This window comes from Luteibacter sp. W1I16, assembly GCF_050434905.1.
Lineage (GTDB): Bacteria > Pseudomonadota > Gammaproteobacteria > Xanthomonadales > Rhodanobacteraceae > Luteibacter.
Genome location: NZ_JBNDJJ010000001.1, coordinates 244,253 through 270,433, shown reverse-complemented (window position 1 = coordinate 270,433; position 26,181 = coordinate 244,253). Strand labels below are relative to the sequence as shown.

The window sequence follows — 26,181 nt, the reverse complement described above, 5'->3', positions numbered from 1 at the left end:
AGAGGTGATCAGATGACCAACGACGGCAAGCAACAGACCCCGGGCTATCGGGAAGACAATCCCAAACCCTCGCACGGCAAACCCAAGGTGCCAGGCGAGGGACATCCGCAGGAACATCAGAACATGCCGAAGGACAAACCGGGAAAACAGAATTCCCCATCGTCATGAGAGAAGGGCCGCGCGATACGCGGCCCTTCGTCTTATCAGGCAGCCTTGCGCAGCAGGCTGCCGATACCGGCGATGGCCCCGCCGACGGCCTGGTTCTTGTGGTCGTCACCCATCGCGACGCCCTCGGCACGAACGAACTCGATGTCGGTGACGCCGAGGAAGCCGAAAAGCGCCCGCAGGTACGGCTCCTGGAAGTCCATGGCCGCGGCCGGCGTCCCAGGGGTATAGATGCCGCCACGCGACGAGGCGATGATCAACCGCTTGCCGCCCGCCAGGCCTTCGGGGCCGGCCGAGGTGTACCGGAAGGTCTTGCCGGCCACCGCGATGCGGTCGATCCAGGCCTTCAGCGTGCTGCTGATGCCATAGTTGTACATGGGCGCGCCGATGACGACCACGTCGGCGGCGAGGAACTCTTCCATCACCTTTTCCGCCTCGGCGGCGTTCGGATCGTCGTCGCCCGCGGGCAGCGACCAATGAGCCAGCGGCGCGGCATGCAGGTCGCGGTAGGTGATCTCGATACCCGGGTGGTTGCGGACGAACTCGGCCACCACGGCAGCGGTGAGGCCGCGCGACACGGAATGGGCGCCAAGGGCGCTGGCATCGATATGCAGGAGTTTCATGGACGAGTCCTCAGTAGATTGACCGCTCGGGCGGCATGCGGAAGACGATACGCCGCAGACAATCCCCTGATTAGCCGCCTTGGAGTAGACTGATTGTTTCTTAGGCGAAACGACGGGAGCCTCCGATGGAAGGCGCGCTGCAGGACCTGAACGATCTGTATTTCTTCGCCTCGGTGGTCGAACACGGCGGCTTTTCAGCGGCGGGGCGCGCCCTGGGCATTCCCAAGTCCCGCCTGAGCAAGCGGATCGCCCAGCTGGAGGATCGCCTGGGCGTGCGACTGCTCCAGCGCACGACCCGGCGTTTCGTCGTGACCGAGATCGGTGAGCGCTTCTACCAGCACTGCCGCGCCGTGCTGGAAGAGGCTCGGGCGGCGCAGGACGCCGTGGACGAACTGCGCACGGAGCCACGTGGCGTCGTCCGGGTGAGCTGCCCGATTTCGCTGGCGCAGAACGTGGTCGGCCCCATGCTTCCGGCCTTCATGCTCGAGCACCCGAAGGTGCAGGTGCGCCTGACCGCCACCAACCGCCGCGTGGATGTCATCGGCGAGGGTTACGACGTCGCCATCCGCGTGCGCGAGAAGCTCGACACCGACGCCACCCTCGTGCTGCGCAGCATCGGCTATGCGCGAAGCCTGCTGGTCGCCAGCCCGAAGTTCCTCGATTCCAACGGACGGCCGAAGACGCTGGACGACCTGTCCTTGCTGCCGGCATTGTCCATGTACGAGCACGAGGGCGCGCAGGTATGGGAACTGGTCGATGCCAGTGGGAAGAAGGCCGCGGTGGAAGTGAAGCCGCGCCTCGTCAGCGGCGATTTCTCCGTGCTGATCGCCGCCGCCGTGCAATGTTGCGGCGTGGCGCTGCTGCCCGAGGATTTTTGCGGCCCCTTGCTTGCCAACGGTGACCTGGAATGGGTGCTGCCGGAGTACACCACCGCGCAAGGCACCCTGCATTTCGTGTACCCGAGCCGTCGCGGCTTGCTGCCCGCCATTCGTAGTTTCGTGGACTTCCTGGCCGAGCGCTTGCCGCGCGCGCAGGCTGAATTCCACAAGGATTGCGAGAAAGCCGCCGCGAACCCGGAGCAGGCCGGAGCGATCCGCCTCGCCCGCATGGTAGGATCGGCCAATCCGACGGCGTTTGGCCGTCCAAACGAATAAGGGCGTTCGATGCAGCTCGAAACCAAGCTCCCCAAGGTAGGCACCACGATTTTCAGCGTCATGAGCCAGCTGGCCGTGGAGCACAAGGCGGTCAACCTGGGACAGGGCTTTCCCGACTTCGAACCGCCCGAGGCCCTGCGCGACGCGATCACCCGCGCGATGGCCGAAGGCAAGAACCAGTACGCGCCGGGTGTCGGCATCGCGAAGCTGCGCGAGCAGATCGCGATCAAGACCGAGCGCCTCTACGGCCATCGCGTGAGTCCCGACACCGAGGTCACGGTGACCTCCGGTGCCACCGAGGCACTTTTCTCGGCTATCGCGGCCCTGGTCCGCGCGGGCGACGAAGTGATCGTCTTCGATCCGTGCTACGACAGCTACGAGCCGGCGATCGAGCTGCAGGGCGCGACCGCCGTGCACCTGCCGCTGACCCTGCCGGCCTTCGCGATCGACTGGCAGCGCGTGCGTGACGCGGTCACCCCGAAGACGCGGATGATCCTCATCAATTCGCCGCACAATCCTTCGGGCGCCGTGCTCTCGCGGGGCGATCTCGACGAACTGGCGGCCATCGTCCGGAATACGCCGATCGTGGTGCTTTCTGACGAGGTGTACGAGCACATCGTCTTCGACGGCCACGAGCACCAGAGCGTGCTGCGCCACGAGGAACTCGCCGCGCGCAGCATCGTCGTGTCTTCGTTCGGCAAGACCTACCACTGCACCGGCTGGAAAGTCGGCTACGCCATCGCGCCCAAAGCGCTCACGGCCGAGTTCCGCAAGGTGCACCAATACCTCACGTTCTGCACGTTCAACCCTGCTCAGTGGGCGTTCGCGGAATTCCTCGAATCCACGCCCGGGCATTACCTCGATCTGCCTGCCTTCTACCAGGCCAAGCGCGACCGCTTCCGCGACCTGTTGAAGCCGTCACGCCTGAAACTGCTGGATGTCCCGGGCGGATACTTCCAACTCGTCGACTACAGCGCCATCCGCGATGTCGACGACATCAACTTCAGCGAATGGCTGGTCCGCGAGGGTGGCGTGGCCGTCATTCCGCTCAGCCCGTTCTACGAAAGCGCACCGGACACGCGACTGGTCCGCCTGTGCTTCGCCAAGAACGACGCCACCATGGAAGCCGCCGCGGAGCTCCTGTGCAAACTCTGACCATCACCCTCGTCCAGGGCGCGACACGCTGGCACGACGCCCCCGGCAATCGCGACTACTACGGCGCGCTTGTGCGCGATGCCGCCCCCAGCGACCTCATCGTGCTTCCGGAGACCTTCCTGTCGGGTTTCACCAACGACACGTTGGGAAATGCCGAGTTCATGGATGGTCCCAGCGTCGCCTGGATGTGCGCGCTCGCCGGCGAAGTGAACGCCACGATTACCGGTAGCCTGGTGATCCGCGACGGCGATACCGTCTACAACCGGCTGATCTGGGCCTCGCCGGACGGTTCACTCGCGTACTACGACAAGCGCCATCTTTTCCGCATGGCCGGCGAGCACACACGCTATGGCGGTGGCAACGAACGGCTGATCGTCGAGTTGAAGGGCTGGCGGATCCTGCCGCAGGTCTGCTACGACCTGCGATTCCCGGTGTGGTTGCGCAACGGCCGCCGTGAAGCATCGGCGGGCGGGATGGATTATGACCTGGCTTTGTTCGTAGCCAATTGGCCGGCACCGCGCAGGCAGCCCTGGCGCACCTTGCTGCGCGCCAGGGCGATCGAGAACCTGTGCTACGTGATCGGCGTGAATCGCGTCGGTGTCGACGGCAACGATCTGCCGTACGCGGGCGACAGCGCGGTGATCGATCCGGTAGGCGAGCCGCTGGTGGAGTTGGGCACGCAGGAACAGGTGATCACGGTGGTGCTGGACCCGGCGCCGCTGATGGCGCACCGCGAGCGCTTCCCGGCATGGATGGACGCCGACCGGTTTTCGTTGGATACCTCGGTCTGAAGAGCATCGCCGCTGAAGCGGCTCCCACCGGGCAGGTTCCACCAAGTGCCATCGCCGACAGGGTCGGCTCCCACCAGGTTATCGCTGACTGGTGGGAGCCGACCCTGTCGGCGATGGCGCCGATGGAACCGAATGTGGGAGCCGCTTCAAATGTGGGAGCCGCTTCAGCGGCGACAGGTTCCCTTATCTGGCAGCCTTGAACGGCACCACCGGACCGATCTTCGCCGTCTTGCGCCACGCGGCCAGCTTGTTCTCGATACCCGCGCCGACGTCGATCTGCGGCTCCGAAGCTTCCAGTGATTCCTTCGCTTCCCACGCGGCGATCTCGGTCCTGGCCTTGCCGAACGCATCGACGAAGTCGGGTGTGGCGTTCAATCCATCGACGAGCCAGGCACGGCCGAAGTAGGTGATGTCCGAGTCCGCGCCGCAACCGAACGAGGTGCGGTCGCTGCGCGCCGAGGTCAGCACCAGGGTGCCGGTGCCGCGCAACTTCGGAACGAAGCCACCTGAATAGCAGGCGTTGACCACCACCACCTTCCAGCGGAAGGTGTGTTTTCCGAGGATCTCCGCCAAGCCGTCGGGATCTAGCTGGTCGAGGGGAATCGGGTCCATGTCGACCAGCAGCGAATGGTCGTTGCCGCCATGCGTGGCGACATACACCAGAAGGACATCTTCCCGCGGGTCCATCACCTTCGCCAGCCCGTCGAGCGCGGCCTCCAGGTTCGTCCAGCTCGCCAGGGGGTGCGTGGAAAGGGTCGCCGGATTGTTTTCGAGGACGAGCGTGTGTCCAGGGCTGTCGAAGCGGCTCGACATCAGTGCGTCGACATACTCCGCTTCGTTGCGGAAGACGTCCTCGGAACCGTCGCCGCCAAACGCGATGGCGTAGACGTTCGGCTTGCCGCGCGTGCGCGGCGCCAGTTGGCCGATGGCCTTGCGGACGGCCTCCGGCTGGGCCGAAAAGACCTGTTCCGGTGTCGGCGCATCGTCCGGCCACGCGCTCGCGTCCAACTCGACGCCGCTCGCGTCGGCGGCGTCCGGCGCGGCGGATGCCGCGACCGCCGGCGCGGACGATGCGCCCGTGGGCGCGGAAGCCGCCGGCACGGGTGCCGCCGTGACCGGGGCGGGGCGGGCCGTGAGCGGATCGGGCCCATGACGCAGCAAGCCGACGGTCAGCAGGACGCCCGCGGCGAACGAGGCGAGTACGTAGATCGCCGTCCGCCGGCGCGGATCAAGGAGTGATGGCATGGAAGTCGGTGACGGCGGGATGCCCGCTGTCGCTCAGGGTCAGCGGGGGGCGGACGAGTTGCGTGGTGCGCATGCCGGCATCGCGCGCGGCATCCAGCTCCTCCTTGATGTCCGAGAGGAACAGGACGTGCCCGGGCGGCAGGCCGATGGCGTCGGCGATCCGGCGGTACGATTCCGCCTCGCGCTTATGCCCGGTCTGCGTATCGAAATAGCCGGAAAAGAGCGGCGTCAGGTCGCCATTCTGGGTGAAACCGAACAGCAGCTTCTGCGCGGGCACGGAGCCCGAGGAATAGACGTAGAGCTTCAGGCCCTGCGCCTGCCAGGCGCGCAGCCGGTCGGCGACTTCCGGATACATGTGAGACACATAGACACCGGACTCGTAGCCTTCACGCCAGATCATGCCTTGCAGGGCCTTGAGTGCCGTGGACTTGCGATCCTCGTCGATCCAGCGGATCAGCATGTCGATGATCTCGCCACGCGTGGCTTCCATGATGCCCGCTTCCTTCGCGGCCTCGTGTAGCCAGTGCTGCACCTCGGCTTCGTCGGTGTGCGTCTCGACGTAAGCCGGCAGGTGTTTGCGGGCATACGGAAAGAGTACGTCCTTGACGAAGTCGATCGAGCTCGTGGTGCCTTCGATGTCGGTGAGGACGGCGCGGATATCGGACATGCGGGACAAACCTGCGGATCGGGGAGTATCCGCAGGATAAACGACGGGACGCGCTTACGATACGGTCATGGCCGAGGTGTGCGGGCTCATGCGCGGGAAGCGCTCGGCGATGTCCGTACCGGTGAAATTGGCGACCCAGCCTTCGGTGTTGGTGAACAGGCGGATCGCCACGAAGTAGGGCGATTCGCTCATGTCGAACCAGTGCGGCGTGCCATCGGGTACTCCGATGAGGTCGCCCTTTTCGCAAAGCACCTCGTACACCTTGCCGTCGATGTGCAGGGTGAACTGACCGGCGCCGGCAACGAAGAAGCGCACTTCGTCCTCGCTGTGCGTGTGCTCGTTCAGGAACTTCTGGCGGAACGCTTCGCGATCCGGGTGATCGGGCTTGAGGCTGATCACGTCCACCGACCGGTAACCGTTCTCGGTCATCAGGCGGTCGATGTCGGCGCGGTACGCGGCGATGACTTCCTCCTGGCTCGCGCCAGGAGCGATCGGTTGGCTGGCTTCCCATTGTTCGAAACGCACGCCGACCGCGTTCAGCGCGCGGGCGATGTCGGCGTGGTCCCCGTAGGTAGCGATGGGAGCATCGTTCTTGTTGTCGTCGTAGATACGCAGACGGCTCATGGGGAAAGCCTCCTCAGGTCGAGTTCGCAGCCCAACAGGAATTCCAGGGCTTCCAGGTGACGGCGGGTCTCCGCCATGTCACGGCCCCAGGTGTAGATGCCATGCCCGTCGATCAGGTAGGCGTAGAGCGGTTTTCCCGAGTCGATCCAGGCGTCCACCTGCGCTTCCAGCTCGGGCATGTGCTGGGTATTGGGGAATACGGGGATGTCGAGCACGCTTTCATGCGTGGTGTAGCCGGAAATGGCCTTTTGCAGCTCCCAGCCTTCGAGGTGCACCCGTCCTTGCGCGGCGAACAGCCTCGAGGCCACGCTTTGCGTGCGGGAATGGGTGTGCAACACCACCTTGGCGCCGGGGAAGCGGCGGTAGACCTGCGTGTGCAGGCCGGTCTCTGCGGACGGGCGGTGGTCCGACCCCACGGCCTTGCCCGACATGTCGACGACCATGATGTCGTCGCGCCCGAGGCGGCCCTTGTCGCGCCCGGAGATCGTGATGGCCGCGAGTTCCTCGTCGATCCGCATCGAGAAATTGCTGCTCGTCGCCGGGGTCCAGCCGAACGCGGCCAGTTCACGGGCTGCGTCCGCGATGGCGTCCGCGCGTTCGGCAAGCACGGCGGGATCGACGGTGGGGAAGGTCTTCGACATGGGGATTTGGACGTCCAAACAAGGCGGAATCATAACATGCGGGCTTCCGGCGGCCTTGCACGATTAATGCGAACCACTCGTTTTTGGCCGAAGACGGTAGGATCACCGCCAGCACCGGAGGCCCCAGGCTTCCGGTCCACTATCGACGGAGGTTCACCTATGTCGCAACACGATGAGAATAATGAGGGGCGCCGGCGCTTCCTCAAGGCCGCCGCCGGTGGCGTGGCGGCAGCCACCGTCCTGGGCACCTTGCCGGGCCGGGCCCAGGCCCAGGATCTGCCGCACCTGTCACCCTCGGATCCGACCGCTTCGGCCCTGAAGTACACGGAGGACGCGAGCAAGGCCGCCGGCAGGAAGGATCCCAAGGACGCCTGCTTCAACTGCAACTTCTACCAGGGCAAGGCTGGCGCTGCCTGGGGGCCCTGCCAGCTCTTCCCGGGCAAGGCCGTGGCGGCCAAGGGCTGGTGCGTTTCCCACGCCGTGATGATCTGATCCGGCCTCGGCTGGAACGACAAAGGCCAGCCCTCGGGCTGGCCTTTTTCATGCCGATCTTAAAAATGCAGCCCAAGCGCGCCAGGCCGAGGAGCTGACCCGCCTGACGCGCTGGGCGGCAATCCGGGGCCCACTGCCAAGTGATATACCCGCGGACTCGGGATGATACTCCCCTCCGGTGGTGACCGGCCAATGGCAGTTGAATGACGTGCGAACTTTTCTAGAAAGTCATTCATTAACAACTAGTTAAGATCAATAGCTCATCAGGTCGCCTAAGTGGCGTCCTGGCTGGCGGCCAAGGCTCAGGCCTGCCGCTTGAGACGGCTGTGGCGATAGCCGTAGGCCGTGTACATCAGCACGCCGAGCAGGGTCCAGATGCCCATCAGCACCCAGTTGCGGATGCCCATGGACCACAACAGGCCGATGCAGCTGAGAATGCCGAGCACGCACGTCACGGGGGCCCACGGCACGCGGAACGTGCGCGGCAAGTCGGGTGCGGTCTTGCGAAGGATCATCACGCCCGCGCACACCGCCGAGAACGCGACGAGCGTGCCCATGGAGGTGAGGTCGCCGAGCACGTTCAGCGGGAACACGGCGGCGAGCAAGGCGATGCCCAGGCCCGTGATCACGGTGTTGATGTGCGGCGTGCGGTACTTCGGATGGATCGTGGTGAAGACCTTCGGCATCAGGCCGTCTCGTCCCATGATCATGAAGATGCGCGGCTGCGCGATGATCATCACGAGAACCACCGAGGACAGGCCGATCAACGCGCCGACTTCCACGATGCCACGCAGCCAGCCCAGTTCCGGGTGCTGGCGGATGGCGGTGACAACAGGTTCCGACGTGCCCAGCTGGCCGAAGGGAACGAGGCCCGTGAGCACGGCCGCCATGGCGATGTAGAGCACCGTGCAGATGCCGAGCGAGGCGAGCGTGCCGATCGGCATGTCGCGTTGCGGGTTCTTCGATTCCTGCGCCGCCGTGGAGGTGGCCTCGAAACCGATGTAGGCGAAGAAGACCATCGACGCGCCGCGCAGGATGCCGGACCAGCCGTACTTGTCGCCGCCCTGGTTGGCGGGGATGAACGGGTGCCAGTTCGCGGTGTCGATGTGGCTCGCGCCCACGACGATGACGACGATGATGAGCGCGGTCTTCAGCAGCACCATCGCCATGTTGATACCGGCGGATTCCCTGATGCCCACATAGCAGACCCAGGTCAGGGCGAGCGTGATGCCTACGGCGGGCAGGTTGAACAGGGCGCCCGTGAGCACGACGTGGCCGTCGACCCAGTCCACCGGCGCGTTGGTCAGCGCGGGCGGGATGTGGATGCCCACATGGTCGAGCAGGCTGACGAAGTATCCCGTCCAGCTCACGGCCACGGCGGATGCGGAAACGCCGTACTCGAGGATCAGGTTCCAGCCGATGAACCAGGCCGCGCCTTCACCGAGCGTGGCATAGGCATAGGAATAAGCGCTGCCCGAAACCGGGATCAGCGAGGCGAACTCGGCGTAGCACAACGCGGTGAACGTGCTGCAGATGGCCGCCAGGATGAAGGACAGGATGATCGCGGGGCCGGCGTGTTCCGCCGCGGCGACGCCTGTGATGACGAAGATGCCGCCGCCGATCACCGCACCGATGCCCAGTGCCGTCAGGCCCCATGGGCCGAGGGTGCGGCGCAGGGCGGGGCCGTGCGCGTCGTCGGGTTCGGCCTGGGGCGCTTTCTTGGCGAGCAACTGCTGGAGCATGGACAGCCTGGAAGTGGGGAGGAGCGTGGAAAGGATGCCGTGAACGGAAAGGCCGGCGGACATCCGCCGGCCTTTCCCTCGTCGCTTCGATCAGCCGAGCGACTTGCGCAGCTTGCTGTGCGCGTAGCCGTAGCCGAAGTAGATCAGCTGGCCGATCACGATCCAGCCGATCATCAGGCGCCAGTGTTCCTCGAAAGCCTGCCAGAAGAGGTAGACGCAGGCGAGGGCGCCGATGATGCAGATCGGCCACACGAACGGGACGCGGAAGCTGCGCGGCAGGTCGGGTCGGGTGTAGCGCAGGATCAGGACGCCGATGCAGACCGTGGCGAAGGCGAGCAGGGTTCCCATCGAGACCAGTTCGCCGAGCACGCTGACCGGGAACAGGCCGGCCATGGCGGCCGCGGCGACACCGACGATGATCGTGCCGATGTACGGGGTACGGAACTTCGGGTGCACCCTGGCCAAGGTCTGCGGGAGCAGGCCGTCTTTCGCCATCGAGAAGAAGATGCGCGGCAAGCCCATCAGCATCACCAGGATGACCGAGGACAGGCCGGTGATCGCACCGAGCACGACGATGGCTTTCAGCCAGGACAGGTGCGGATACAGGCCGAGCGCGGTGGCGACTGGCTCCGGTGTGTTCAGCATGCGGAACGGGGCGATGCCGGTGAGTACCAGTGCCACGGCGATGTACAGCACCGTGCAGATCGCGAGTGAACCGAGGATGCCGATGGGCATGTCGCGCTGCGGGTTCTTCGCCTCGCCCGCGGCCGTGGATACCGCGTCGAAACCCACGTAGGAGAAGAACACGATGGTCGCGGCGCGGAAGATGCCACCCCAGCCGTACGTGCCAGGACCTTCGGCTTCCGGAATGAACGGGTGCCAGTTGGCGGGATTGATCACCTGGATGGCGAAGGCCAGGAACAGCAGGATCACCGTGACCTTGATCGCGACGATGATGGAGTTGACGAAGGCCGACTGGGTGATGCCGACGTAGCACAGGCCCGAAAGCGCCGCGATGATGACCACGGCGGGAAGGTTGATCAGGGTGCCGGTGGCCTGGATGTGTCCTTCGACGAACTGGAATGGCGCCGAGGCGAGGGCGGCTGGCAGGGCGAGGTTGCTGCCGGTCGTCTGGCCGATGAGGCCCAGCAGTTCGTTGAAGTAGCCCGACCAGCCCGCGGCGACGGTCGCGGCGGCGAACAGGTATTCGAGGACCAGGTTCCAACCCACGAACCAGGCGACGTATTCGCCGAGCGTGGCGTACGAATAAGAATAGGCGCTGCCGGAAACCGGGAGCATCGCCGCGAATTCCGCGTAACACAGGCCGGCGAGGGCGCAGGCGAAACCGGCGATGAGGAAGCTGATGACCAGCGCGGGACCGGCGTGCAACGCGGCGGCCTGGCCGGTGATGACGAAGATACCCGCACCGATGACGGCGCCGACGCCGAGGAGAATGAGGTGCTTCGCGGTAAGGACCCGCTTGAGCTCGCCTCCATGCGCGCCGGTTTCGATATGTTCACCAGCGTCTACGTGCGGCGCGGCCTCGATGGCATGCGTCGCGAACAGGTGTTTCAACATGTGTCTCCCCTACTGCCGGAATGTAGCCTTTTATTATTGGGACCGCCGCGTGAGTTACGGTGGACACGCCGCTGCCCTGAAGCGCTGGCACGGCACCATAGCCCAGCGGGCATCGGCCGTACAAGCTGCATTGCGAGGCCTGCCAAGGCATTGCATGCGCAGGGTGCGGGTGTCGACCATGACTTGCGGCGGTTGTGCATACGCGTGCGCGGTGTTCAGAAGACCATGTTCAGCGCCACCTGTGGCGCCACGTAATCGGCGGTATTTCGCCCGGCCACCGTGAACTGGACACCGGCGATGAGGCCCAGGTTCGGATTGAAGTGGTATTCGACCGCCGGAGCGAGGCTGAACTCCTGGCTGGGCGCGAGCCTCTGTGCCATCGGGGTACCACCGCCGGCCCTGCCGCGAAGGGTGATGGCGCTGGCTCGGTTCCAGATGGCTTCGCCGACCAGCACCCAGCGCGGATCGAGTACATATTCGGCAGCGACCGACGCGTTCCACGCCTGGCCCGGCCTCGCCTGGCCGCGGAAGCCCCTCTGTGTCCCGTAGACGCTGCTGTCGCGGACCCGAACGCGACCGGGCGATGGACTCCAGGCCAACTGGGTTCGCCAGCGCAGGGCGTGGCCGCCCTCCAGCCAGTGCAACTGCTGGGCGCCGAAAGCGATGGTGGTGCGCGTGGCGCCGTTGCCGGTGCCGTTGAGCGGGTTGGTATCCAGCTGGTGATATTTGCCGGTGGGCAGGCGTTGCTGGAGCGCCAGTGCGAGAACGAGCCCACCGCCGTCGGCATCCGGCCCGCGCAGGCGTTGCTGGAAGCGGATGGCGGAATCGCCCATGCGCATGCCGTCGGAATGCAGGCCATCGCCGGAAGTGCGCGAGGCGTTGAGGGTCAGCTGCACGAACTGCGTGTCGGTGAACGCATACGTGATCGGCATCGCCACCTGCCATTGGCGCACGGTGGGCTTGCGCTCCCTGCGGCCGCCCGCGTTGTCGTAGCTGCCGCGGGTATTGGTATGGATGAGGTACGGTTCGATGTTGAGCATGCCCGCCGGCATCGAATTGACGGCCGGCGTCACCAGGGGCCCGGTGAAGTTCGCTTCGCCATGGGCATCGGTGGCTGATGCGGCCAACGGGGTGATGCAGGCGAGGGCCGCGGTGAGGGCGATCGTTGGATAGTGCGACATGCGTGCCTTCCTTGCGGTACACAGCGGGTGCTGCGGGTGTGGGCGAAGCGCGTCGTGCGCCCCGGAGACATCGTAGGCAGGCCCTTGGCCTGGGCGACATCGGACAACTCCCAAAATGGCGTGCGAAAATGCCGCGACCTCAGCAGGTATTCCCCCATGGACACGACAAACCAGGCCTTGCACGAGGCCTTTCTCGATTACGTGGCGCGCTGGCCGGACGAAGCGGCCGCCATCGGATTCGTCCGCTGGCTTGACGAGCAGCCGCAGCCGTTCCATCGGGAAACGCGGTCAGGGCACTTCACGGGATCGGCCTGGTTGGTGAGTGCGGACGGAAAGCGCGTGCTCCTCATGCTCCATCGCAAGCTGGGGCGCTGGCTGCAGCCCGGTGGGCATGCGGATGGCGACGCGGATCTCGCCGCCGTGGCGTTGCGAGAGGCGGAGGAGGAGTCGGGCCTTCGCGATCTGGAGGTGCTTCCCCGCATTTTCGACCTGGATCGGCACCTGATCCCCGCCCGCGGCGATGAGCCCGCCCATTGGCATTACGACGTGCGCTACGTGGTGGTCGCCAAGGGAGACGAAGCATTCACGGTGAACGAGGAATCGCTCGCGCTGGCCTGGCGGCCGGTTGCCGACATCGCGGCTGATCCATCATCCGACGAATCCCTGCGCCGCATGGCCGCCAAGTGGATGACCGTTGGCAGCCCAGCGAATACCTGACGCGAGCTATGGATCTTGTGGGAGCCGACCTTGTCGGCGATCCCGCGGCAGCGGGCCAGGTTGAGGCAAGCACCCATCGCCGCTTAAGCGGCTTCCCACCTGGTTTTCAGGCGGAATAGCGTGCCGGGGCGGGATGCACGGTGCCGCACCGGGAGCAGGTGCGGGCGTCGAGCGAGCGGTAGAAGGTTTCGAACACCGGCGGGAAATCGGTTTCGATGCTACCGAGAGGGAAATACTGTTCGAACAGCTTGTGGTTGCAGTTCGGGCAGAACCACATCAGTCCGTCCTTTTCCCCCGCCAGCCGGCGCCGCTCGATCACCAGGCCGATCGAGTCGGGCATCCGCTGCGGTGAGTGCGGAACCCTCGGCGGCAGGTAGAACAGTTCGCCCGCACGGATCGGAATGTCGCGCGCCTCGCCATCATCCTGCACCTTCAAGACCATCTCGCCTTCGAGCTGGTAGAAGAACTCCGGACCTTCGTCGTAGTGGTAATCGGTGCGCGCGTTCGGCCCCCCCACGATCATGACGATGAAATCGCCGTCGACGATGCACTTGTTGCCGACGGGCGGCTTGAGCAAGGCGCGGTTCTCGTCGATCCAGCGCTGCAGGTCGATCGGTGGGAGGAGGCTCATCGCATGGTACGGCTCGGGAAGTCCGGAAGATCATACTCCGCCGTGGGAGCCTGATGACTTCCATGGGATATCCAGCCCTTTCGCGTTGCTCCGCCGTGTCGTACAACAACGTTCCGTCCCCCGATAATCGACGCCTCATGCCGTCGTGGTACCACGATCGAATCGCGACACCCACGCTTCGCCCGCCGCCGCAGGGCCGTCGCGACGCGTCCGTGGTCATCGTGGGCGGCGGTTTCGCCGGGCTCAACACCGCGGTCGGTCTCGCCGCGCGGGGCATACGCGACGTCGTGTTGCTCGAGGCGAAGTCGATCGGTTACGGAGCGTCGGGTCGCAATGGCGGCTTCGTCTTCGCCGGGTACTCACTGGGCGAGCGGGCACTGCTGGAGAAGGTGGGCGCGGAACGCGCCAGGGCGCTCTACCGGCGCACGGTGGATGCGGTCGATCTCATTCGCGAACGCATCGCCGCCCTGTCGATCGATTGCGATGCTGTGGATGCCGGTGTCGTCTGGGCCAACTGGTTCCGCGACGGCGATGTCTTGCGCTCCCGGCAGCGCCTGCTCGCCGAACGCTACGACACCGACTGGCAGTGGATCCCCGCCGACGCGATGCATGAGTTCGTCCGCAGTGCCCGTTACCACGATGGGTTGTATGAACGGAACGCGCTGCACATCGACCCGCTCGCCTATGCCCGCGGGTTGGCGCATGCGGCGGAAAAGGCCGGCGTGGCGATCCATGAAGGTTCCCGGGTGCGCATGCTCGAGCGGAGGGGGCCGCGCTGGATCCTGCGCGTGGGCGATGCGGAGATCGAGGCGCCCAACGTCGTCCTGGCCTGTGGCGGCTACCTTGCCGGGCTCGACCGGCGGATCGATCGGGCGGTGTTGCCCATCGCCACTTATGTGATGGTGACGGAGCCGTTGGGCGAGCGCCTGGCCGAGTGCCTGCGCACGCGCGCGGCCATCTACGATACGCGCTTCGCCTTCGATTATTATCGGCCCTTGCCCGACACGCGCCTGCTGTGGGGCGGCCGTATTTCGATACGCGACCGTTCACCGCGTGCCGTGCAACGCCTGTTGAAGCGCGACATGCTGCGCGTCTTTCCCGCGTTGAAGGACGCGCGCGTGGAGCATGCCTGGTCGGGCTTGATGAGCTACGCTCGTCACGAGATGCCACAGGTGGGTACCCACGGCAACGGCCTCTGGTACGCCCAGGCATTCGGTGGGCACGGACTCGCGCCGACCTGCGCGGCGGGTGAGGCATTGGCCGATGCGATCGCCGCGGGCGAACCCGCCCTGGACGCGTACGCAGGCTTCGGCCTGGAGCCCGTGCACCGGCCATTCGGCTACCTGGCTGCACAGGGGACGTACTGGAAACATGAACTGCGCGACTGGTTCAAGTCGCGACTGGAAGGATGAAATGAGCGAGGAAATCAGCTGGTCCGATTTCGAGAAGGTGATGTTGGTGGCGGGCACCATCGTGCGCGCCGAGGCTTTTCCGGAAGCACGCCGTCCCGCATACAAGATATGGGTCGATTTCGGGCCGCATGGCGAAAAGAAGACCAGTGCCCAGGTGGCGTCCATCTATCAGCCGGAGGAACTGGTCGGGAAGCAGATCGTCGGCGTGATCAACTTCCCCGAGAAGCAGATCGGTCCCTTCCGCTCGCAATTCCTGCTGACGGGATTCCATACGGAAGAGGGCGTGGTGATCACCACGACGGAGCGCCCGGTACCTAACGGGACGCGACTGGCCTAGCGCCTTCCCGATCCAGCCACACGACGACGCCCTGGGCGTTCAGGCGGATGTCGATTTGCAGCAGCTCGATGATGGTTTCCCTCGACAGCGTCACGCCCTGGCGGTGCGCGCGGTCGACGTAAAGGTCGGTGAAGTCCGCCGCGATCCGCTGCTCGCGATCGTCCGCCGTCGCGTGCCGCCTCGCGATCGCCACCATGGCATCGATCTGTTCGTGCAGGTCGTTGGCGAGCCTGTTCACGTCGGTGACGCGATCGAAATGGGTGAGGTACATCGCCTCCGGCTCGTAGCGAAGCATGCGTTCGATGGACGCGTGCGCCGCGTCGGGCTCGAACTGCACCGGCGAGCTCGTCGGAATGATGAACGGACCGCCGGACGAATCGAGTTCCCGATACGACAGGCCGAAGACATCGCCGGTGAAGAACGCGTTCGCGCGCTCGTCGTGGATGGCGATGTGGTGGCGCGCATGGCCGGGGGTATCGAGGCAGAGCAGGGCACGTCCGGCCAGGTCGACGACGAAGCCATCCTCGGCCTCGATCACGCGGTCCTTTTCCACGGGAACGATCTGGCCGTAGTGACGGCGGACGACGTCTTCGCCGTAGACGGCATTGGCGCCGGCGATGAGGACCGAGGGATCGACCATGTGCCGCGCGCCGCGCGGATGCACGGCGAGCATGGCGTTGGGCAGGTGCCGCATGAGTTCGCCGGCGCCGCCGGCGTGGTCGAGATGGACGTGGGTGAGGATCACCCAGTCGATGTCGCGTGGCTCCAGGTCGGCGGCCGCGATGGCGTCGAGGAAGCGCGGTAGCGAATGCGTCGTGCCGCTGTCGATGAAGGCGCCTCGACCGCGTTCCACCACGAGGTAGGCGGCGTCGAACGATGGGCGGCCGAAGCCGGTGTCGATGGTGTGGATGCCGTGCATGGCGCCAAGACTAATGCAGCGGTGGGGGCTTTGTGTTTGGGCTTAGTGTGGGAGCCGCTTCAGCGGCGAATGGGGCCTTGACTCGGACTGGCCCGCTGCCGCGGAATCGCCGATGAATCGGCTCCCACAAGGGTTGGAACGCCCGGTCAGAGCGCCTCGAAGATCCCCGCCGCGCCCATGCCGGTGCCGATGCACATGGTGACCATGCCGTACTTCTGCTTGCGGCGGCGCAGGCCGTGGATCAGCGTGGCGGCGCGGATGGCGCCGGTGGCGCCCAGCGGGTGGCCCAGGGCGATGGCGCCGCCGAGCGGGTTCACCTTGGCCGGATCGAGGCCGAGGTCGCGGATGACCGCCAGGGCCTGGGCCGCGAAGGCCTCGTTCAACTCGATCCAGTCGAGCTGGTCCTGCGTGATACCCGTCTGCTTGAGGGCCTTGGGAATGGCTTCCTTCGGGCCGATGCCCATGACGTCCGGTGCCACGCCCGCGACCGAGAAGCCCACGAAGCGTGCGAGCGGAGTGAGGCCGTAGTCCTTGATGGCCTTTTCGCTGGCGATCAACAGGGCACCCGCGCCATCGGACATCTGCGAGGAATTGCCCGCGGTCACCGAACCACCGAACTGGCCGTTGCGGAACACCGGGCGCAGCTTGCCGAGTACCTCGAGCGAGGTGTCCTTGCGCGGGCCTTCGTCGGTGTCGATGATCCGGCGATCCTCGCGGACGCTGTGGTTCTTGAGGTCCGGATAGCGGTCGTCGAGCTGGAACGGGGTGATCTCGTCCTTGAACTCACCCGCGGCGATGGCCGCGAAGGCGCGCTCGTGCGACTGCAGGGCGAAGCGGTCCTGGTCTTCGCGGCTGACCTTCCAGCGCTCGGCGACCTTTTCGGCCGTGATGCCCATGCCGAAGGCGATGGCGCGGTTTTCATCGTTCTCGAAGATCGCGGGGTTCATCGCGATCTTGTGGCCCATCATCGGCACCATGCTCATCGACTCGGTGCCGCCGGCCAGCATGAGGTCCGCTTCGCCGAGGCGAATGCGGTCCGCGGCCATGGCGATGGCCTGCACGCCGGACGAGCAGAACCGGTTGATGGTGACGCCCGGTACCTGCTCGGGCAGGCCGGCCAGCAGCACGCCGATGCGCGCTACGTTCATGCCTTGCTCGGCCTCCGGCATCGCGCAACCGATGATGGCATCGGCGATCAGGGCGGGATCGATGCCCGGCGCCTGCTCGATCACGGCGCGGATCACGTGGGCCAGCAGGTCGTCGGGACGGGTGTTACGGAACACGCCGCGCGGCGCCTTGCCTACCGGGGTGCGGGTGGCGGCGACGATATAGGCGTCTTGCACTTGCTTGCTCATGGGGTGGTTCCTTTAAGTGAGGAGGTCGGATGCGTAAGAGCGCGTGGCGCGTCAGTTACGCAGCGGCTTCCCCGTCGTCATCGTGTGCGCGATACGGGCCTGGGTCTTTTCGGTCTGCGCCAGTTCGACGAAGTGGCGGCGTTCCAGGGCGAGCAGCCACGCTTCATCGACCGGCGAGCCGCGTTCGATCTTTCCGCCCGACAGCGTGTCGGCGATCCGGCTGGCGATCTCGATATCGTGGGCGGAGGCGAAATAGCCCTCGGCCAGGTTCGCCAGCGAGGACTTGAACGTGGCGGTGGAGACGTCGCCCGCGGCAGGGATGGCGCGGGCGGGCAGCGGCGGACGGTAGCCCGATTCGGCCATCGCTCTGGCCTGTGCCTTGGCCACGTGGAGCAGTTCGTAGTTGTTGAAGACGACGATGTCGTCCTTGCGCAGCAAGCCCAGCGACTTGGCTTCCAGCGCGCTGGCGGAGACCTTCGCCATGGCCACCGTCTCGAACACCTTCTTCAGTGACTCGAACGGATCGTCCGGGTTTTCCTGCGCGGCGCGCACGGCCAGTTCCTTCAGGCCACCGCCCGCCGGCAGCAAGCCTACGCCAGCCTCGACGAGACCGATGTAGCTTTCCAGCGCGGCGACGGTGCGTGCCGAATGCATCTGGAATTCGCAGCCACCGCCGAGGGCGAGACCGCGAACGGCCGCCACCACGGGCACCAGAGAGTATTTGATGCGCATGCTGGTGGCCTGGAAGTTCGCCACCATCGCCTCGAACTGGGCGAGCTTGCCCGCCTGCAGCAGGCCGAGCGCACCCTTGAGATCCGCGCCCGCAGAGAACGGCTCGGACGGCTGCCAGAGCACCACGCCACGGAATTGCTGTTCGGCGAGGCCGATCGCATGCTGGATACCGTCGAGCACCTGGTCGTTGACCGTGTGCATCTTGGTCTTGAACGAGATCACGCCGATGTCGTCGCCCGCATGCCACAGGCGCACGCCGTCGTTCTCCCAGACCGTGCTGCCCTGGTCGAACTTCTCACCGAGGATCGGATCGGGGAAGGCCTGGCGGGCGTAAACCGGGTGGCTCGAACGCGGCTTCTCGGCGTTGGCGCTGGCCGAGTAGGAGCCGGCCTTGCCATGCACGCCGCTACGGCCATCGGTGACCCAGGCCGGCAGGGGCGCGTTGCTCATGGTCTTGCCCGCGGCGATGTCCTCGGCGATCCAGCCGGCGATCTGCTGCCAACCGGCGGACTGCCAGATCTCGAACGGGCCGAGCTTCCAGCCGTAACCCCAGCGGATGGCGAAATCGACGTCACGCGCGGTGTCGGCGATGTCGGCGAGGTGGTAAGCGGTGTAATGGAACAGGTCGCGGAAGACCGCCCACAGGAACTGCGCCTGCGGGTCGGACGAGGCGCGCAGCTTGGCGAACTTCTCCGAGGGATCCTTGATGGCGAGGATGGCGGAGACCTCGTCCGAGGCCTTCTGTTCGGAGACCCGGTAGTCCTGCTTCTGCAGGTCGAGCACCTGGATGTCCTTGCCGGCCTTGCGATAGACGCCCGCGCCGGTCTTCTGGCCGAGCGCGCCCTTCTCGATCAGCGCCTTGAGCCAGGCCGGAGGCTGGAAGTACGCGTGCCAGGGATCGTCCGGCAGGGTGTCGCTCATGGTCTTGACCACGTGCGCCAGAGTGTCCAGGCCGACGACGTCCGCCGTGCGGAAGGTGGCGCTCTTGGGGCGGCCGATGCCCGGGCCGGTCAGGGCGTCGACGGTATCGAAGCCCAGGCCGAACTTCTCCGTGTGGTGCATGGTGGACAGCATCGAGAACACGCCGATGCGGTTGCCGATGAAGTTCGGGGTGTCCTTCGCGTACACCACGCCCTTGCCGAGGGTGGTCGTGAGGAAGGCTTCGAGGCCTTCGAGCACGCTCTTCTCGGTGAGGCGGGTCGGGATCAGTTCGACCAGGTGCATGTAGCGCGGCGGGTTGAAGAAGTGCACGCCCGTGAAACGGTGGCGCATTTCTTCCGGCAGGGCTTCGGCAAGGCCATTGATGGAAAGGCCCGACGTGTTGCTGGCCAGGACCGCCGTCTTCGATACGTGGGGCGCGATCTTCGTGTAGAGGTCGAGCTTCCAGTCCATCCGCTCGGCGATGGCCTCGATCACCAGGTCGACGTCGGCCAGCAGGGCGAGGTCTTCCTCGTAATTGGCCGGGATGATCGCCGCCGCCAGGTTCTTGTCGGCCAGCGGCGCCGGCGAGAGCTTCGCGAGGTTGGCGATGGCCTTGATGGCGATGCCGCTCTTCGGACCTTCCTTCGCGGGCAGGTCGAACAGCACGGTCTCGACGTTGGCGTTCGTCAGGTGCGCGGCAATCTGCGCACCCATGACGCCGGCGCCGAGTACCGCGGCCTTGCGAATGCGTAACGGTGTTGCGGTCATGGTGTTCTCCGATAGCTCAAGAATCGTTCCCCGGTCAGCGGCTGGCCGGGGAATTCGAAACGGATGGGTTGCGCAGGCCGGCGGCGGCGAAGCGGATCAGGTGCTCGGCGGCGGTTTCTCGGTGGTCGCGCTCGGCGACGTCGCTCTTGCGCTGGATGATGCCGAAGTCGGCCATGGCGTAAGTGAGGGCGCCGGTGACGATGTCCAGGCGCCAGTAGATCTCTTCCTTGGCCAGGCCCGGCAGCAGGCGGGCGAACTCGCCGGCGAACTGGCGCAGCACGTGGCCGTAGTTGTCCGAGAGGAACCGGCGCAGGGTCTCGTTGTGTTCGGCATAAGCCCGGGCGAGGACCCGGACGAAGGCCGCGCCGCCGCCGTCGACGCGCGACAGGTCGAGCGCGGGGCGGATATAGGCGTCGAGGACGTCCTCCAGGCGGGTGTCCTCCTTGCCGGCGATCCTGCCCAGGGCCGCCAGGCGGCGGCTGTTGAGTTCGTCCAGGCGGCGCCGGAACACCTCCTCGATGAGCTTGTCCTTCGAGCCGAAGTGATAATTCACCGCCGCCAGGTTGACCCGGGCCGCGGCCGTGACCTGGCGCAGTGAGGCCCCGGCGAATCCGTGGGTGGCGAACAAGGCCTCGGCGGCCCCGAGGATCCGCTCCTTCGTGCTGCGTTCGCGGGACGCGTAGGGTGCGCTCGTCATGTCGGCGGACTCCGGAGGCGGGTGGTTTGAATCAAACGATCGTTTGAGAGTACGCCCGGCTGCCCGGGCGGGTCAATCTGCGACCGCACATGCCTGCAAACGACTTGCGATTGAGCTAGAATCTGTCAAGATTTCGTGAGCTAAGTCAGTCATTCCGGACGGCTTTGGCCCCAAACGTTCACCGGGCGTCCGCACGGACCCTGGCAGATTTTCCTGTCCTTTTTCCATTTCCCGGAGCACCCGTATGGCGCTGGAGCGCACCCTTTCGATCATCAAGCCGGATGCCGTCAAGAAAAACGTCATCGGTGAAATCCTTGCCCGCTTCGAGAAGGCCGGCCTCAAGATCGTCGGCGCGAAGATGAAGCAGCTGACCCGTGAAGAAGCCGAAGGTTTCTATGCGGTGCACAAGGAGCGTCCGTTCTTCAAGGCGCTGGTCGAGTTCATGATCTCCGGCCCGGTGATGATCCAGGTGCTGGAAGGCGAGGGCGCGGTCCTCAAGAACCGCGACCTCATGGGCGCCACCAACCCGAAGGAAGCCGCGGCCGGCACCATCCGCGCCGACTTCGCCGATTCGATCGACGCCAACGCCGTTCACGGTTCGGATTCCGCCGAGAACGCCGCGATCGAGATCAAGTTCTTCTTCAACGACTCGGATGTCGTTTCGCACTGAGTGACGCCGTGAATACGCCCGCCGAAAAGGTCAACCTGCTCGACTTCGATCGCAAGGGTCTGCGCGAGTTCTTCGCCCAGATCGGCGAGAAGCCGTATCGCGCCGAGCAGGTCATGAAGTGGATCTACCACCGTCTCGAAAGCGATTTCGAGAACATGACCGACGTCGGCAAGGCACTTCGCGAAAAGCTCAGCGCCACCTGCTACATCGGGCCGCCGACGACCGTGTTCGAGAAGGCCGCGGTCGACGGCACCCACAAGTGGCTGCTCGGCATGGATGGCGGCAACGCCATCGAAACCGTGTACATCCCCGAGCCGACCCGGGGCACGCTCTGCGTGTCGTCCCAGGTCGGTTGCGCCCTGAACTGCCAGTTCTGCTCCACGGCGACCCAGGGCTTCTCGCGCAACCTGTCTACCGCCGAGATCATCGGCCAGGTATGGGTCGCGGCCAAGCACCTGGGCAACGTGCCGCACCAGCAGCGCCGCATCACCAACGTCGTGATGATGGGCATGGGCGAGCCGCTGCTGAACTTCGACAACGTGGTCAAGGCGATGAGCCTGATGCGCGACGACCTCGGCTTCGGCCTGGCCAGCAAGCGCGTCACGTTGTCCACGGCCGGCCTCGTGCCGATGATCGACAAGCTGTCGGCGGAGAGTGACGTCTCGCTCGCCGTGTCGCTGCACGCGGCCAACGATGAGCTGCGCACCGAGCTCGTGCCGCTGAACAAGCGCTATCCGCTGGCCGAACTGATGGGCGCCTGCGAGCGTTACATCAACCGGGCGCCGCGTACGTCGATCACCTTCGAATACACCCTGATGAAGGGCGTGAACGATCAACCGGAGCATGCCCGGCAGCTGATCAAGTTCATGCGCCGTCTTCCGGGGGCGAACAAGGTCAACCTTATCCCGTTCAATCCGTTCCCCGGCACGCGTTTCGAGCGTTCGGGGCAGGAAGAGATCCGCGCCTTCCAGACCCAGCTGCTCAACGCCGGCGTGCTGACGATGCTCCGCCGCACGCGTGGCGACGATATCGACGCCGCCTGTGGCCAGTTGAAGGGCCAGGTGGTGGATCGCACCCGCCGCCAGGCGGAATTCCGCAAGAAACTCGCAGAGGGAGTGGTGAATGCGGCTTGAGCGGTGGGGGATGCTGGCGGCGCTCGCGTTCGCGTGTGCCGGCTGCGTGGGGGACGGCACGGGGCTGAAACCCTCGACGGCCGCCGACGACCGTGCCAAGGGGGCCGAGGTCCATACCGAGCTCGGCCAGCGCTACATGCAGAACGGCGACCTCAGGGGTGCCATGGAGAAGCTGCAGAAGGCGCTCCAGTTCGACCCGAAATACGTGCCGGCGCACACGGTGATCGCGGTGCTCTACGAGCGCATCAACGATCCTGTCAACGCAGAGCTGCACTATCGCAAGGCCGTCGAATTCGATCCGAAGAAGGGGTCGGTGAACAACAACCTCGCCGTGTTCCTGTGCAAGCAGCACCGCCCGGCGGATGCCAGGCCGTTCTTCGACCGCGCGCTTGCCGACCCGTTCTACGAAACGCCTGACCTCGCCCTGGCCAACGCCGGAACCTGTCTTTTGCAATCGCAGGATTACGACGCGGCCGAGGGCTATTTCCGCAAGGCCGTCGCGCGCAACCCGAATAACGCGGATGCGCTGTATCAGATGGCTCACGTGTTGTACCTTAAGAACGATGCATTCAGGGCCCGTGCCTTCCTGCAACGCTACGAGGCGTTGGGGAACCCGAGTCCGGAGTCGTTGAAGCTCGGTCACGATATCGAGCTCCGTCTGGGCAACGGGGAGGGTGCCCAGGACTACGCCAAGCGCTTGCGTGAAAAGTTCCCGGATTCGGAACCCGCGCGCGCACTCGAAGCCACCGCACGTCAATGACCACAGCATCGTCGAATTCTTCCGGTCGGGACGGACGCGAACAGGATTTGTTCGCCGGACTCGAGCCGAACGCAGACAGGGAGCAAAGCATGGACCCCCAGCTCGAAGCGGTTAGCGAAGACAGTGGCCGGGTACTGATCGACCATTCGTCCGGGAGCACCGGCGGTTTCGGCGCGCGCCTTCGCGCGGCCCGCGAAGCCCGCGGCTACAGCATCGAGGCATGCGGGCAGGCCCTGCGCCTGCCGACGCGGCTGTTGCGCCAGCTGGAAGCCGGTGAATACGGTGGTATCGACTACCAGGTCTACCTCGCCGGCTATCTCTCCAAATACGGCCGTCACGTCGGTGTCGACGAAGAGGCCATCCAGGCGGAACTCGCGCGATTGACGCCCCGCCAGCCCGACCTCGTGGTCACCGGCGGCGTGTCCCACTCGCGTTACCTGCTCGAACGCTACATCACCGCGGCCACGTACGTGGTGTTGACCGCGGTCATCGTCGTGCCGATGGTCTGGCTGGGTGTGCGTGGCACGCTCGACCGCGACATGGCGCGCCTGGCGCCCCTCGATGCCGCGCCCGTGGCGCAGCAGGATGCGCCCGCCAGCACGTCGTCGAGCGCGATCGCCACGGCGGCCACCAGCGACAACAAGCCGGTCCCCGCGGCCGAGCAGCACACCGAGGACCAGCAGCCGCTGCTGGCCTCGATGGCGATGTTCCCGCCGCTCGACCACACCTCCAAGGCACCGTTGGCGACCACGGCGGCGACGCCGGAGGCTGGCGGCGGGCAGGGTGGTCATAGCCTCACGCTGAACCTGCCTTCTGCCAGCTGGGTGGAAGTGACCGCGGCCGATGGTTCGCGCCTGGAGTACGGCATCCTCCCGGCGGGTACGCAGAAGTCCTACCGCAGCGACACCCCGCTGGATGTTCGCATCGGCAATGCCAGCGGCGCCCAGGTGGCCGTCGACGGCCAGCCCGTGCAGCTCGACGGGTTCCGCCGCGCCAACGTGGCACGATTCCGTGTCGACATTCGCGACGGCAAGGCTGCCCCGGTCGCGTTCTGATCCTTCCCCGGCACGCCGCGCGATCGTTGCGCGGCGCCGCCCGCCCGTGCTTTTCGGGTATCCTTGCCTATTGATCCGCGCCGCCCATCGCCGATGGCCGGTCGCGGGCTCGTTCCCTCCTTGGTTTTGCTGCGCGGAGCGCAGTGGGTGATTGCATGGCATTCGACGTATACGACGATTACGAACAAGGCGAACGCGTCCAGCAGTGGCTGCGCAAGAACGGCGTTTCCATCGCCGTCGGCATCGTCCTGGGCCTGGTGCTGATCTTCGGCTGGCAACAGTGGAAATCGCATCGTGCGAATCACGAGCAGGCCGCCGCCACCGAATATTCGGCCTTGCAGGCCGCGGTGGCGCAGAACCGCGCCAACGAGATCGACATGCGTACCGAGACCCTCCTGAAGGATTATTCGGACACGGCCTGGTCGGTGTTCGCCGCTGGCGAGCGCGCTCAGCGCAACGTCCTGGCCGGCCAGCTCGACAAGGCCGCCGGTGACCTCGAATGGGCCCGGACGCACGCCAAGGACGACACGCTGAAGACCCTAGTCGACCTCCGCGCGGCACAGTTGAAGTACGCGCAGGGCAAGCCGCAGGACGCCATCGCCGCGCTCGACGCGATCAAGGGCGCCTCGTTCGTTGCGCTCGCGCAGGAACTCCGCGGCGATGCGCTGGTCAAGCTGGGACGCCCGGACGACGCACGCAAGGCCTATCAGGCGGCGATCGCCGCGATGGGCGACAGCGCACCGCAACGCGGTGTGGTTCAAACCAAACTCGATGATCTGGCCGTGGCCGGGAAGCAGGGTGCATGAAACGTTTCTGGGCAATCGCGTTGACTTCGTCGCTGGCCGTGCTGGCCGGCTGCCATTCGTTCAAGAAGGAAAACGTCGAACCGCCGACCCCGCTGGATAAGAAGTTCGAGCCCTCGCTCAAGGTCGAGCGCCTGTGGAAGTCCAGCATCGGTGATGGCGCGGCGGAATCCGGCGTGCGCATGCGTCCGACGGTCGCCGACGGCGTGCTGTATGCCGCCAGCACCGATGGCAAGATCGCCGCTTTCGATGCCGCCTCGGGCAAGAAGTTGTGGTCCAAGAGCACTCGTCAGCATGGCTGGTTCGGCTGGGGCGATGCGAAGCGTGAAGACGCCCGCTTCTCGGGTGGTCCGGGCGCCGCGGGCGATCTCGTCGCCATCGGCACGCTCGACGGTCACCTGTACGGCATCAACGCGAAGGACGGCGAGCGCCGTTGGGCCGCCGAGGTCTCTTCCGAGGTCATCACCGCGCCGGTCATCGTCGGCGATCTCGTCGTGGTCCGCTGCAACGATGGCCGGGTGTACGGTATCGACGCCAAGAGCGGCGAGCGCCGCTGGGTCTACGACCAATCGCAGGTGCCGCTGCTCAGCTTGCGCGGCAACGGCCGCCTGCTCGTCGCCAATGGCGTGGTCTTCATGGGCAGCGATGCCGGCAAGCTCGTCGCCATCCGCCTCGACAACGGCGAGAAGCTCTGGGAACAGACTCTCGCCAGCGGCGAAGGCCGTACGGAGATCGATCGCCTGGCCGATGCCGACGGCGCGCTCGTCCTCGATGGCAGCACGCTCTACGGGGCGGCCTATCATGGCCAGCTCACCAGCATCGACGGCCCCAGCGGTCGCCCGCTGTGGAACCATGCGTTTTCCACGTTCACGTCGCTGGACGTGCACGGCAATTCGCTCTACGGCGTGGACGACCAGTCGCAGGTGTTCGCCTTCGACAAGTCCGGCGGCGCCAACATCTGGAAGCAGGACGGCCTGAAGTACCGTTGGCTCACCGGTCCGGCGGCGCAAGGCAACTACGTGGTGGTCGGCGACCTCGACGGTCACATCCACTGGCTCAATGGCGGCGACGGCAAGATCGTCGCCCGCGAGCGCCTGTCCAAGAAAGCCATTCGTGCCCAGCCCGTCGTGGTGGGTGACACCGTGTACGTCGAAGATGTCGAGGGCCACATCGGCGCCTACCGCATCCCGGCGAACTGATCCACAGGATAGAT

The 26,181-nt window shown here is 65.7% G+C and carries 27 protein-coding genes; 14 read left to right on the top strand and 13 right to left on the bottom strand.

The window, feature by feature from the left end:
• Positions 1-12 precede the first annotated feature (12 nt).
• Positions 13-168, top strand: coding sequence for a hypothetical protein (locus QFZ41_RS01180; protein ID WP_371021923.1), 156 nt, complete (start codon positions 13-15; stop codon positions 166-168).
• 35 nt (positions 169-203) lie between these two features.
• Here QFZ41_RS01180 and QFZ41_RS01175 read toward each other — a convergent pair whose 3' ends face one another.
• Positions 204-788, bottom strand: a complete 585-nt coding sequence (locus tag QFZ41_RS01175) for an FMN-dependent NADH-azoreductase (RefSeq protein WP_429197073.1) — start codon at positions 786-788, stop codon at positions 204-206.
• Between the two features lie 125 nt (positions 789-913).
• Here QFZ41_RS01175 and QFZ41_RS01170 point away from each other — a divergent pair, with 125 nt between their 5' ends.
• Genes QFZ41_RS01170 through QFZ41_RS01160 form a run of 3 tightly spaced genes read left to right on the top strand, consistent with a single transcriptional unit; the run spans position 914 to position 3,888 of the window.
• Positions 914-1,942, top strand: coding sequence for a LysR substrate-binding domain-containing protein (locus QFZ41_RS01170; RefSeq protein ID WP_429197072.1), 1,029 nt, complete (start codon positions 914-916; stop codon positions 1,940-1,942).
• Positions 1,943-1,951: 9 nt separating this feature from the next.
• Positions 1,952-3,097 (top strand): pyridoxal phosphate-dependent aminotransferase, encoded by a 1,146-nt coding sequence (locus QFZ41_RS01165; protein WP_429197071.1) that lies wholly within the window; start codon positions 1,952-1,954, stop codon positions 3,095-3,097.
• Complete coding sequence (locus QFZ41_RS01160; protein ID WP_429197070.1) at positions 3,085-3,888, top strand: amidohydrolase; 804 nt, start codon at positions 3,085-3,087, stop codon at positions 3,886-3,888. The genes QFZ41_RS01165 and QFZ41_RS01160 overlap by 13 nt, the downstream gene beginning before the upstream one ends.
• 183 nt (positions 3,889-4,071) lie before the next feature.
• Here QFZ41_RS01160 and QFZ41_RS01155 read toward each other — a convergent pair whose 3' ends face one another.
• Genes QFZ41_RS01155 through QFZ41_RS01140 form a run of 4 tightly spaced genes read right to left on the bottom strand, consistent with a single transcriptional unit; the run spans position 4,072 to position 7,065 of the window.
• Entirely contained in the window at positions 4,072-5,133 is a 1,062-nt protein-coding gene (locus QFZ41_RS01155; protein WP_429197069.1) for a C13 family peptidase, read from the bottom strand.
• Positions 5,117-5,800 carry an acireductone synthase gene (gene mtnC, locus QFZ41_RS01150; protein ID WP_429197068.1) on the bottom strand — a complete coding sequence of 228 codons (684 nt, stop codon included), beginning with the start codon at positions 5,798-5,800 and terminating at the stop codon, positions 5,117-5,119. The genes QFZ41_RS01155 and mtnC overlap by 17 nt, the downstream gene beginning before the upstream one ends.
• 54 nt (positions 5,801-5,854) lie before the next feature.
• Positions 5,855-6,424, bottom strand: a complete 570-nt coding sequence (locus QFZ41_RS01145) for a 1,2-dihydroxy-3-keto-5-methylthiopentene dioxygenase (RefSeq protein WP_429197067.1) — start codon at positions 6,422-6,424, stop codon at positions 5,855-5,857.
• Positions 6,421-7,065 carry a methylthioribulose 1-phosphate dehydratase gene (locus tag QFZ41_RS01140; protein WP_429197066.1) on the bottom strand — a complete coding sequence of 215 codons (645 nt, stop codon included), beginning with the start codon at positions 7,063-7,065 and terminating at the stop codon, positions 6,421-6,423. The genes QFZ41_RS01145 and QFZ41_RS01140 overlap by 4 nt, the downstream gene beginning before the upstream one ends.
• A 159-nt stretch (positions 7,066-7,224) precedes the next feature.
• Between QFZ41_RS01140 and QFZ41_RS01135 the strand changes: the two genes are divergently transcribed.
• Positions 7,225-7,557, top strand: coding sequence for a high-potential iron-sulfur protein (locus QFZ41_RS01135; protein ID WP_429197065.1), 333 nt, complete (start codon positions 7,225-7,227; stop codon positions 7,555-7,557).
• A 302-nt stretch (positions 7,558-7,859) separates the two neighbouring features.
• On the opposite strand, the gene QFZ41_RS01130 is transcribed toward QFZ41_RS01135, so the two are convergent.
• The 3 genes from QFZ41_RS01130 to QFZ41_RS01120 all read right to left on the bottom strand — a co-directional run bounded on the left by QFZ41_RS01130 (position 7,860) and on the right by QFZ41_RS01120 (position 12,058).
• Positions 7,860-9,299, bottom strand: a complete 1,440-nt coding sequence (locus tag QFZ41_RS01130; RefSeq protein ID WP_429197064.1) for an amino acid permease — start codon at positions 9,297-9,299, stop codon at positions 7,860-7,862.
• Between the two features lie 90 nt (positions 9,300-9,389).
• Entirely contained in the window at positions 9,390-10,877 is a 1,488-nt protein-coding gene (locus QFZ41_RS01125; protein WP_429197063.1) for an amino acid permease, read from the bottom strand.
• A gap of 215 nt (positions 10,878-11,092) precedes the next feature.
• Positions 11,093-12,058: a transporter gene (locus tag QFZ41_RS01120; RefSeq protein WP_429197062.1), complete on the bottom strand. Its 966-nt coding sequence runs from the start codon at positions 12,056-12,058 to the stop codon at positions 11,093-11,095.
• Between the two features lie 156 nt (positions 12,059-12,214).
• Between QFZ41_RS01120 and QFZ41_RS01115 the strand changes: the two genes are divergently transcribed.
• A complete protein-coding gene (locus tag QFZ41_RS01115) occupies positions 12,215-12,775 on the top strand; it encodes an NUDIX hydrolase (RefSeq protein WP_429197061.1) in 561 nt (186 codons plus the stop codon).
• Between the two features lie 106 nt (positions 12,776-12,881).
• Here the strand turns inward: QFZ41_RS01115 and QFZ41_RS01110 are convergent, their stop codons facing one another.
• Complete coding sequence (locus QFZ41_RS01110; protein WP_429197060.1) at positions 12,882-13,406, bottom strand: 3-hydroxyanthranilate 3,4-dioxygenase; 525 nt, start codon at positions 13,404-13,406, stop codon at positions 12,882-12,884.
• A gap of 53 nt (positions 13,407-13,459) precedes the next feature.
• Between QFZ41_RS01110 and QFZ41_RS01105 the strand changes: the two genes are divergently transcribed.
• Both QFZ41_RS01105 and QFZ41_RS01100 read left to right on the top strand, forming a co-directional pair.
• Entirely contained in the window at positions 13,460-14,818 is a 1,359-nt protein-coding gene (locus QFZ41_RS01105) for an NAD(P)/FAD-dependent oxidoreductase (RefSeq protein ID WP_429197059.1), read from the top strand.
• Position 14,819: 1 nt separating this feature from the next.
• Entirely contained in the window at positions 14,820-15,155 is a 336-nt protein-coding gene (locus QFZ41_RS01100; protein WP_429197058.1) for a tRNA-binding protein, read from the top strand.
• On the opposite strand, the gene QFZ41_RS01095 is transcribed toward QFZ41_RS01100, so the two are convergent.
• From QFZ41_RS01095 to QFZ41_RS01080, 4 genes are all read right to left on the bottom strand, one after another.
• The gene (locus QFZ41_RS01095) at positions 15,133-16,074 is read right to left on the bottom strand and encodes an MBL fold metallo-hydrolase (protein ID WP_429197057.1); all 942 of its coding nucleotides are present in this window, start codon (positions 16,072-16,074) and stop codon (positions 15,133-15,135) included. The genes QFZ41_RS01100 and QFZ41_RS01095 overlap by 23 nt on opposite strands.
• A 146-nt stretch (positions 16,075-16,220) precedes the next feature.
• Positions 16,221-17,429, bottom strand: coding sequence for an acetyl-CoA C-acyltransferase (locus QFZ41_RS01090; RefSeq protein ID WP_429197056.1), 1,209 nt, complete (start codon positions 17,427-17,429; stop codon positions 16,221-16,223).
• A gap of 51 nt (positions 17,430-17,480) precedes the next feature.
• The gene (locus QFZ41_RS01085) at positions 17,481-19,850 is read right to left on the bottom strand and encodes a 3-hydroxyacyl-CoA dehydrogenase/enoyl-CoA hydratase family protein (RefSeq protein ID WP_429197055.1); all 2,370 of its coding nucleotides are present in this window, start codon (positions 19,848-19,850) and stop codon (positions 17,481-17,483) included.
• A 34-nt stretch (positions 19,851-19,884) separates the two neighbouring features.
• Positions 19,885-20,547 (bottom strand): TetR/AcrR family transcriptional regulator, encoded by a 663-nt coding sequence (locus QFZ41_RS01080; RefSeq protein WP_429197054.1) that lies wholly within the window; start codon positions 20,545-20,547, stop codon positions 19,885-19,887.
• Positions 20,548-20,791: 244 nt separating this feature from the next.
• Here QFZ41_RS01080 and ndk point away from each other — a divergent pair, with 244 nt between their 5' ends.
• The 6 genes from ndk (at position 20,792) to bamB (ending at position 26,167) form a co-directional block, all read left to right on the top strand.
• Complete coding sequence (gene ndk / locus QFZ41_RS01075) at positions 20,792-21,217, top strand: nucleoside-diphosphate kinase (RefSeq protein WP_306846747.1); 426 nt, start codon at positions 20,792-20,794, stop codon at positions 21,215-21,217.
• A gap of 8 nt (positions 21,218-21,225) precedes the next feature.
• Positions 21,226-22,350: a 23S rRNA (adenine(2503)-C(2))-methyltransferase RlmN gene (gene rlmN, locus QFZ41_RS01070; RefSeq protein WP_426284695.1), complete on the top strand. Its 1,125-nt coding sequence runs from the start codon at positions 21,226-21,228 to the stop codon at positions 22,348-22,350.
• Entirely contained in the window at positions 22,340-23,110 is a 771-nt protein-coding gene (gene pilW / locus QFZ41_RS01065) for a type IV pilus biogenesis/stability protein PilW (RefSeq protein ID WP_429197053.1), read from the top strand. Before rlmN ends, pilW begins: the two co-directional genes overlap by 11 nt.
• Before the next feature lie 89 nt (positions 23,111-23,199).
• Entirely contained in the window at positions 23,200-24,165 is a 966-nt protein-coding gene (locus QFZ41_RS01060; protein WP_429197052.1) for a helix-turn-helix domain-containing protein, read from the top strand.
• A 155-nt stretch (positions 24,166-24,320) separates the two neighbouring features.
• Positions 24,321-24,971, top strand: a complete 651-nt coding sequence (locus tag QFZ41_RS01055) for a YfgM family protein (protein ID WP_429197051.1) — start codon at positions 24,321-24,323, stop codon at positions 24,969-24,971.
• A complete protein-coding gene (bamB, locus tag QFZ41_RS01050) occupies positions 24,968-26,167 on the top strand; it encodes an outer membrane protein assembly factor BamB (RefSeq protein WP_429197050.1) in 1,200 nt (399 codons plus the stop codon). Before QFZ41_RS01055 ends, bamB begins: the two co-directional genes overlap by 4 nt.
• Positions 26,168-26,181: the final 14 nt, after the last annotated feature.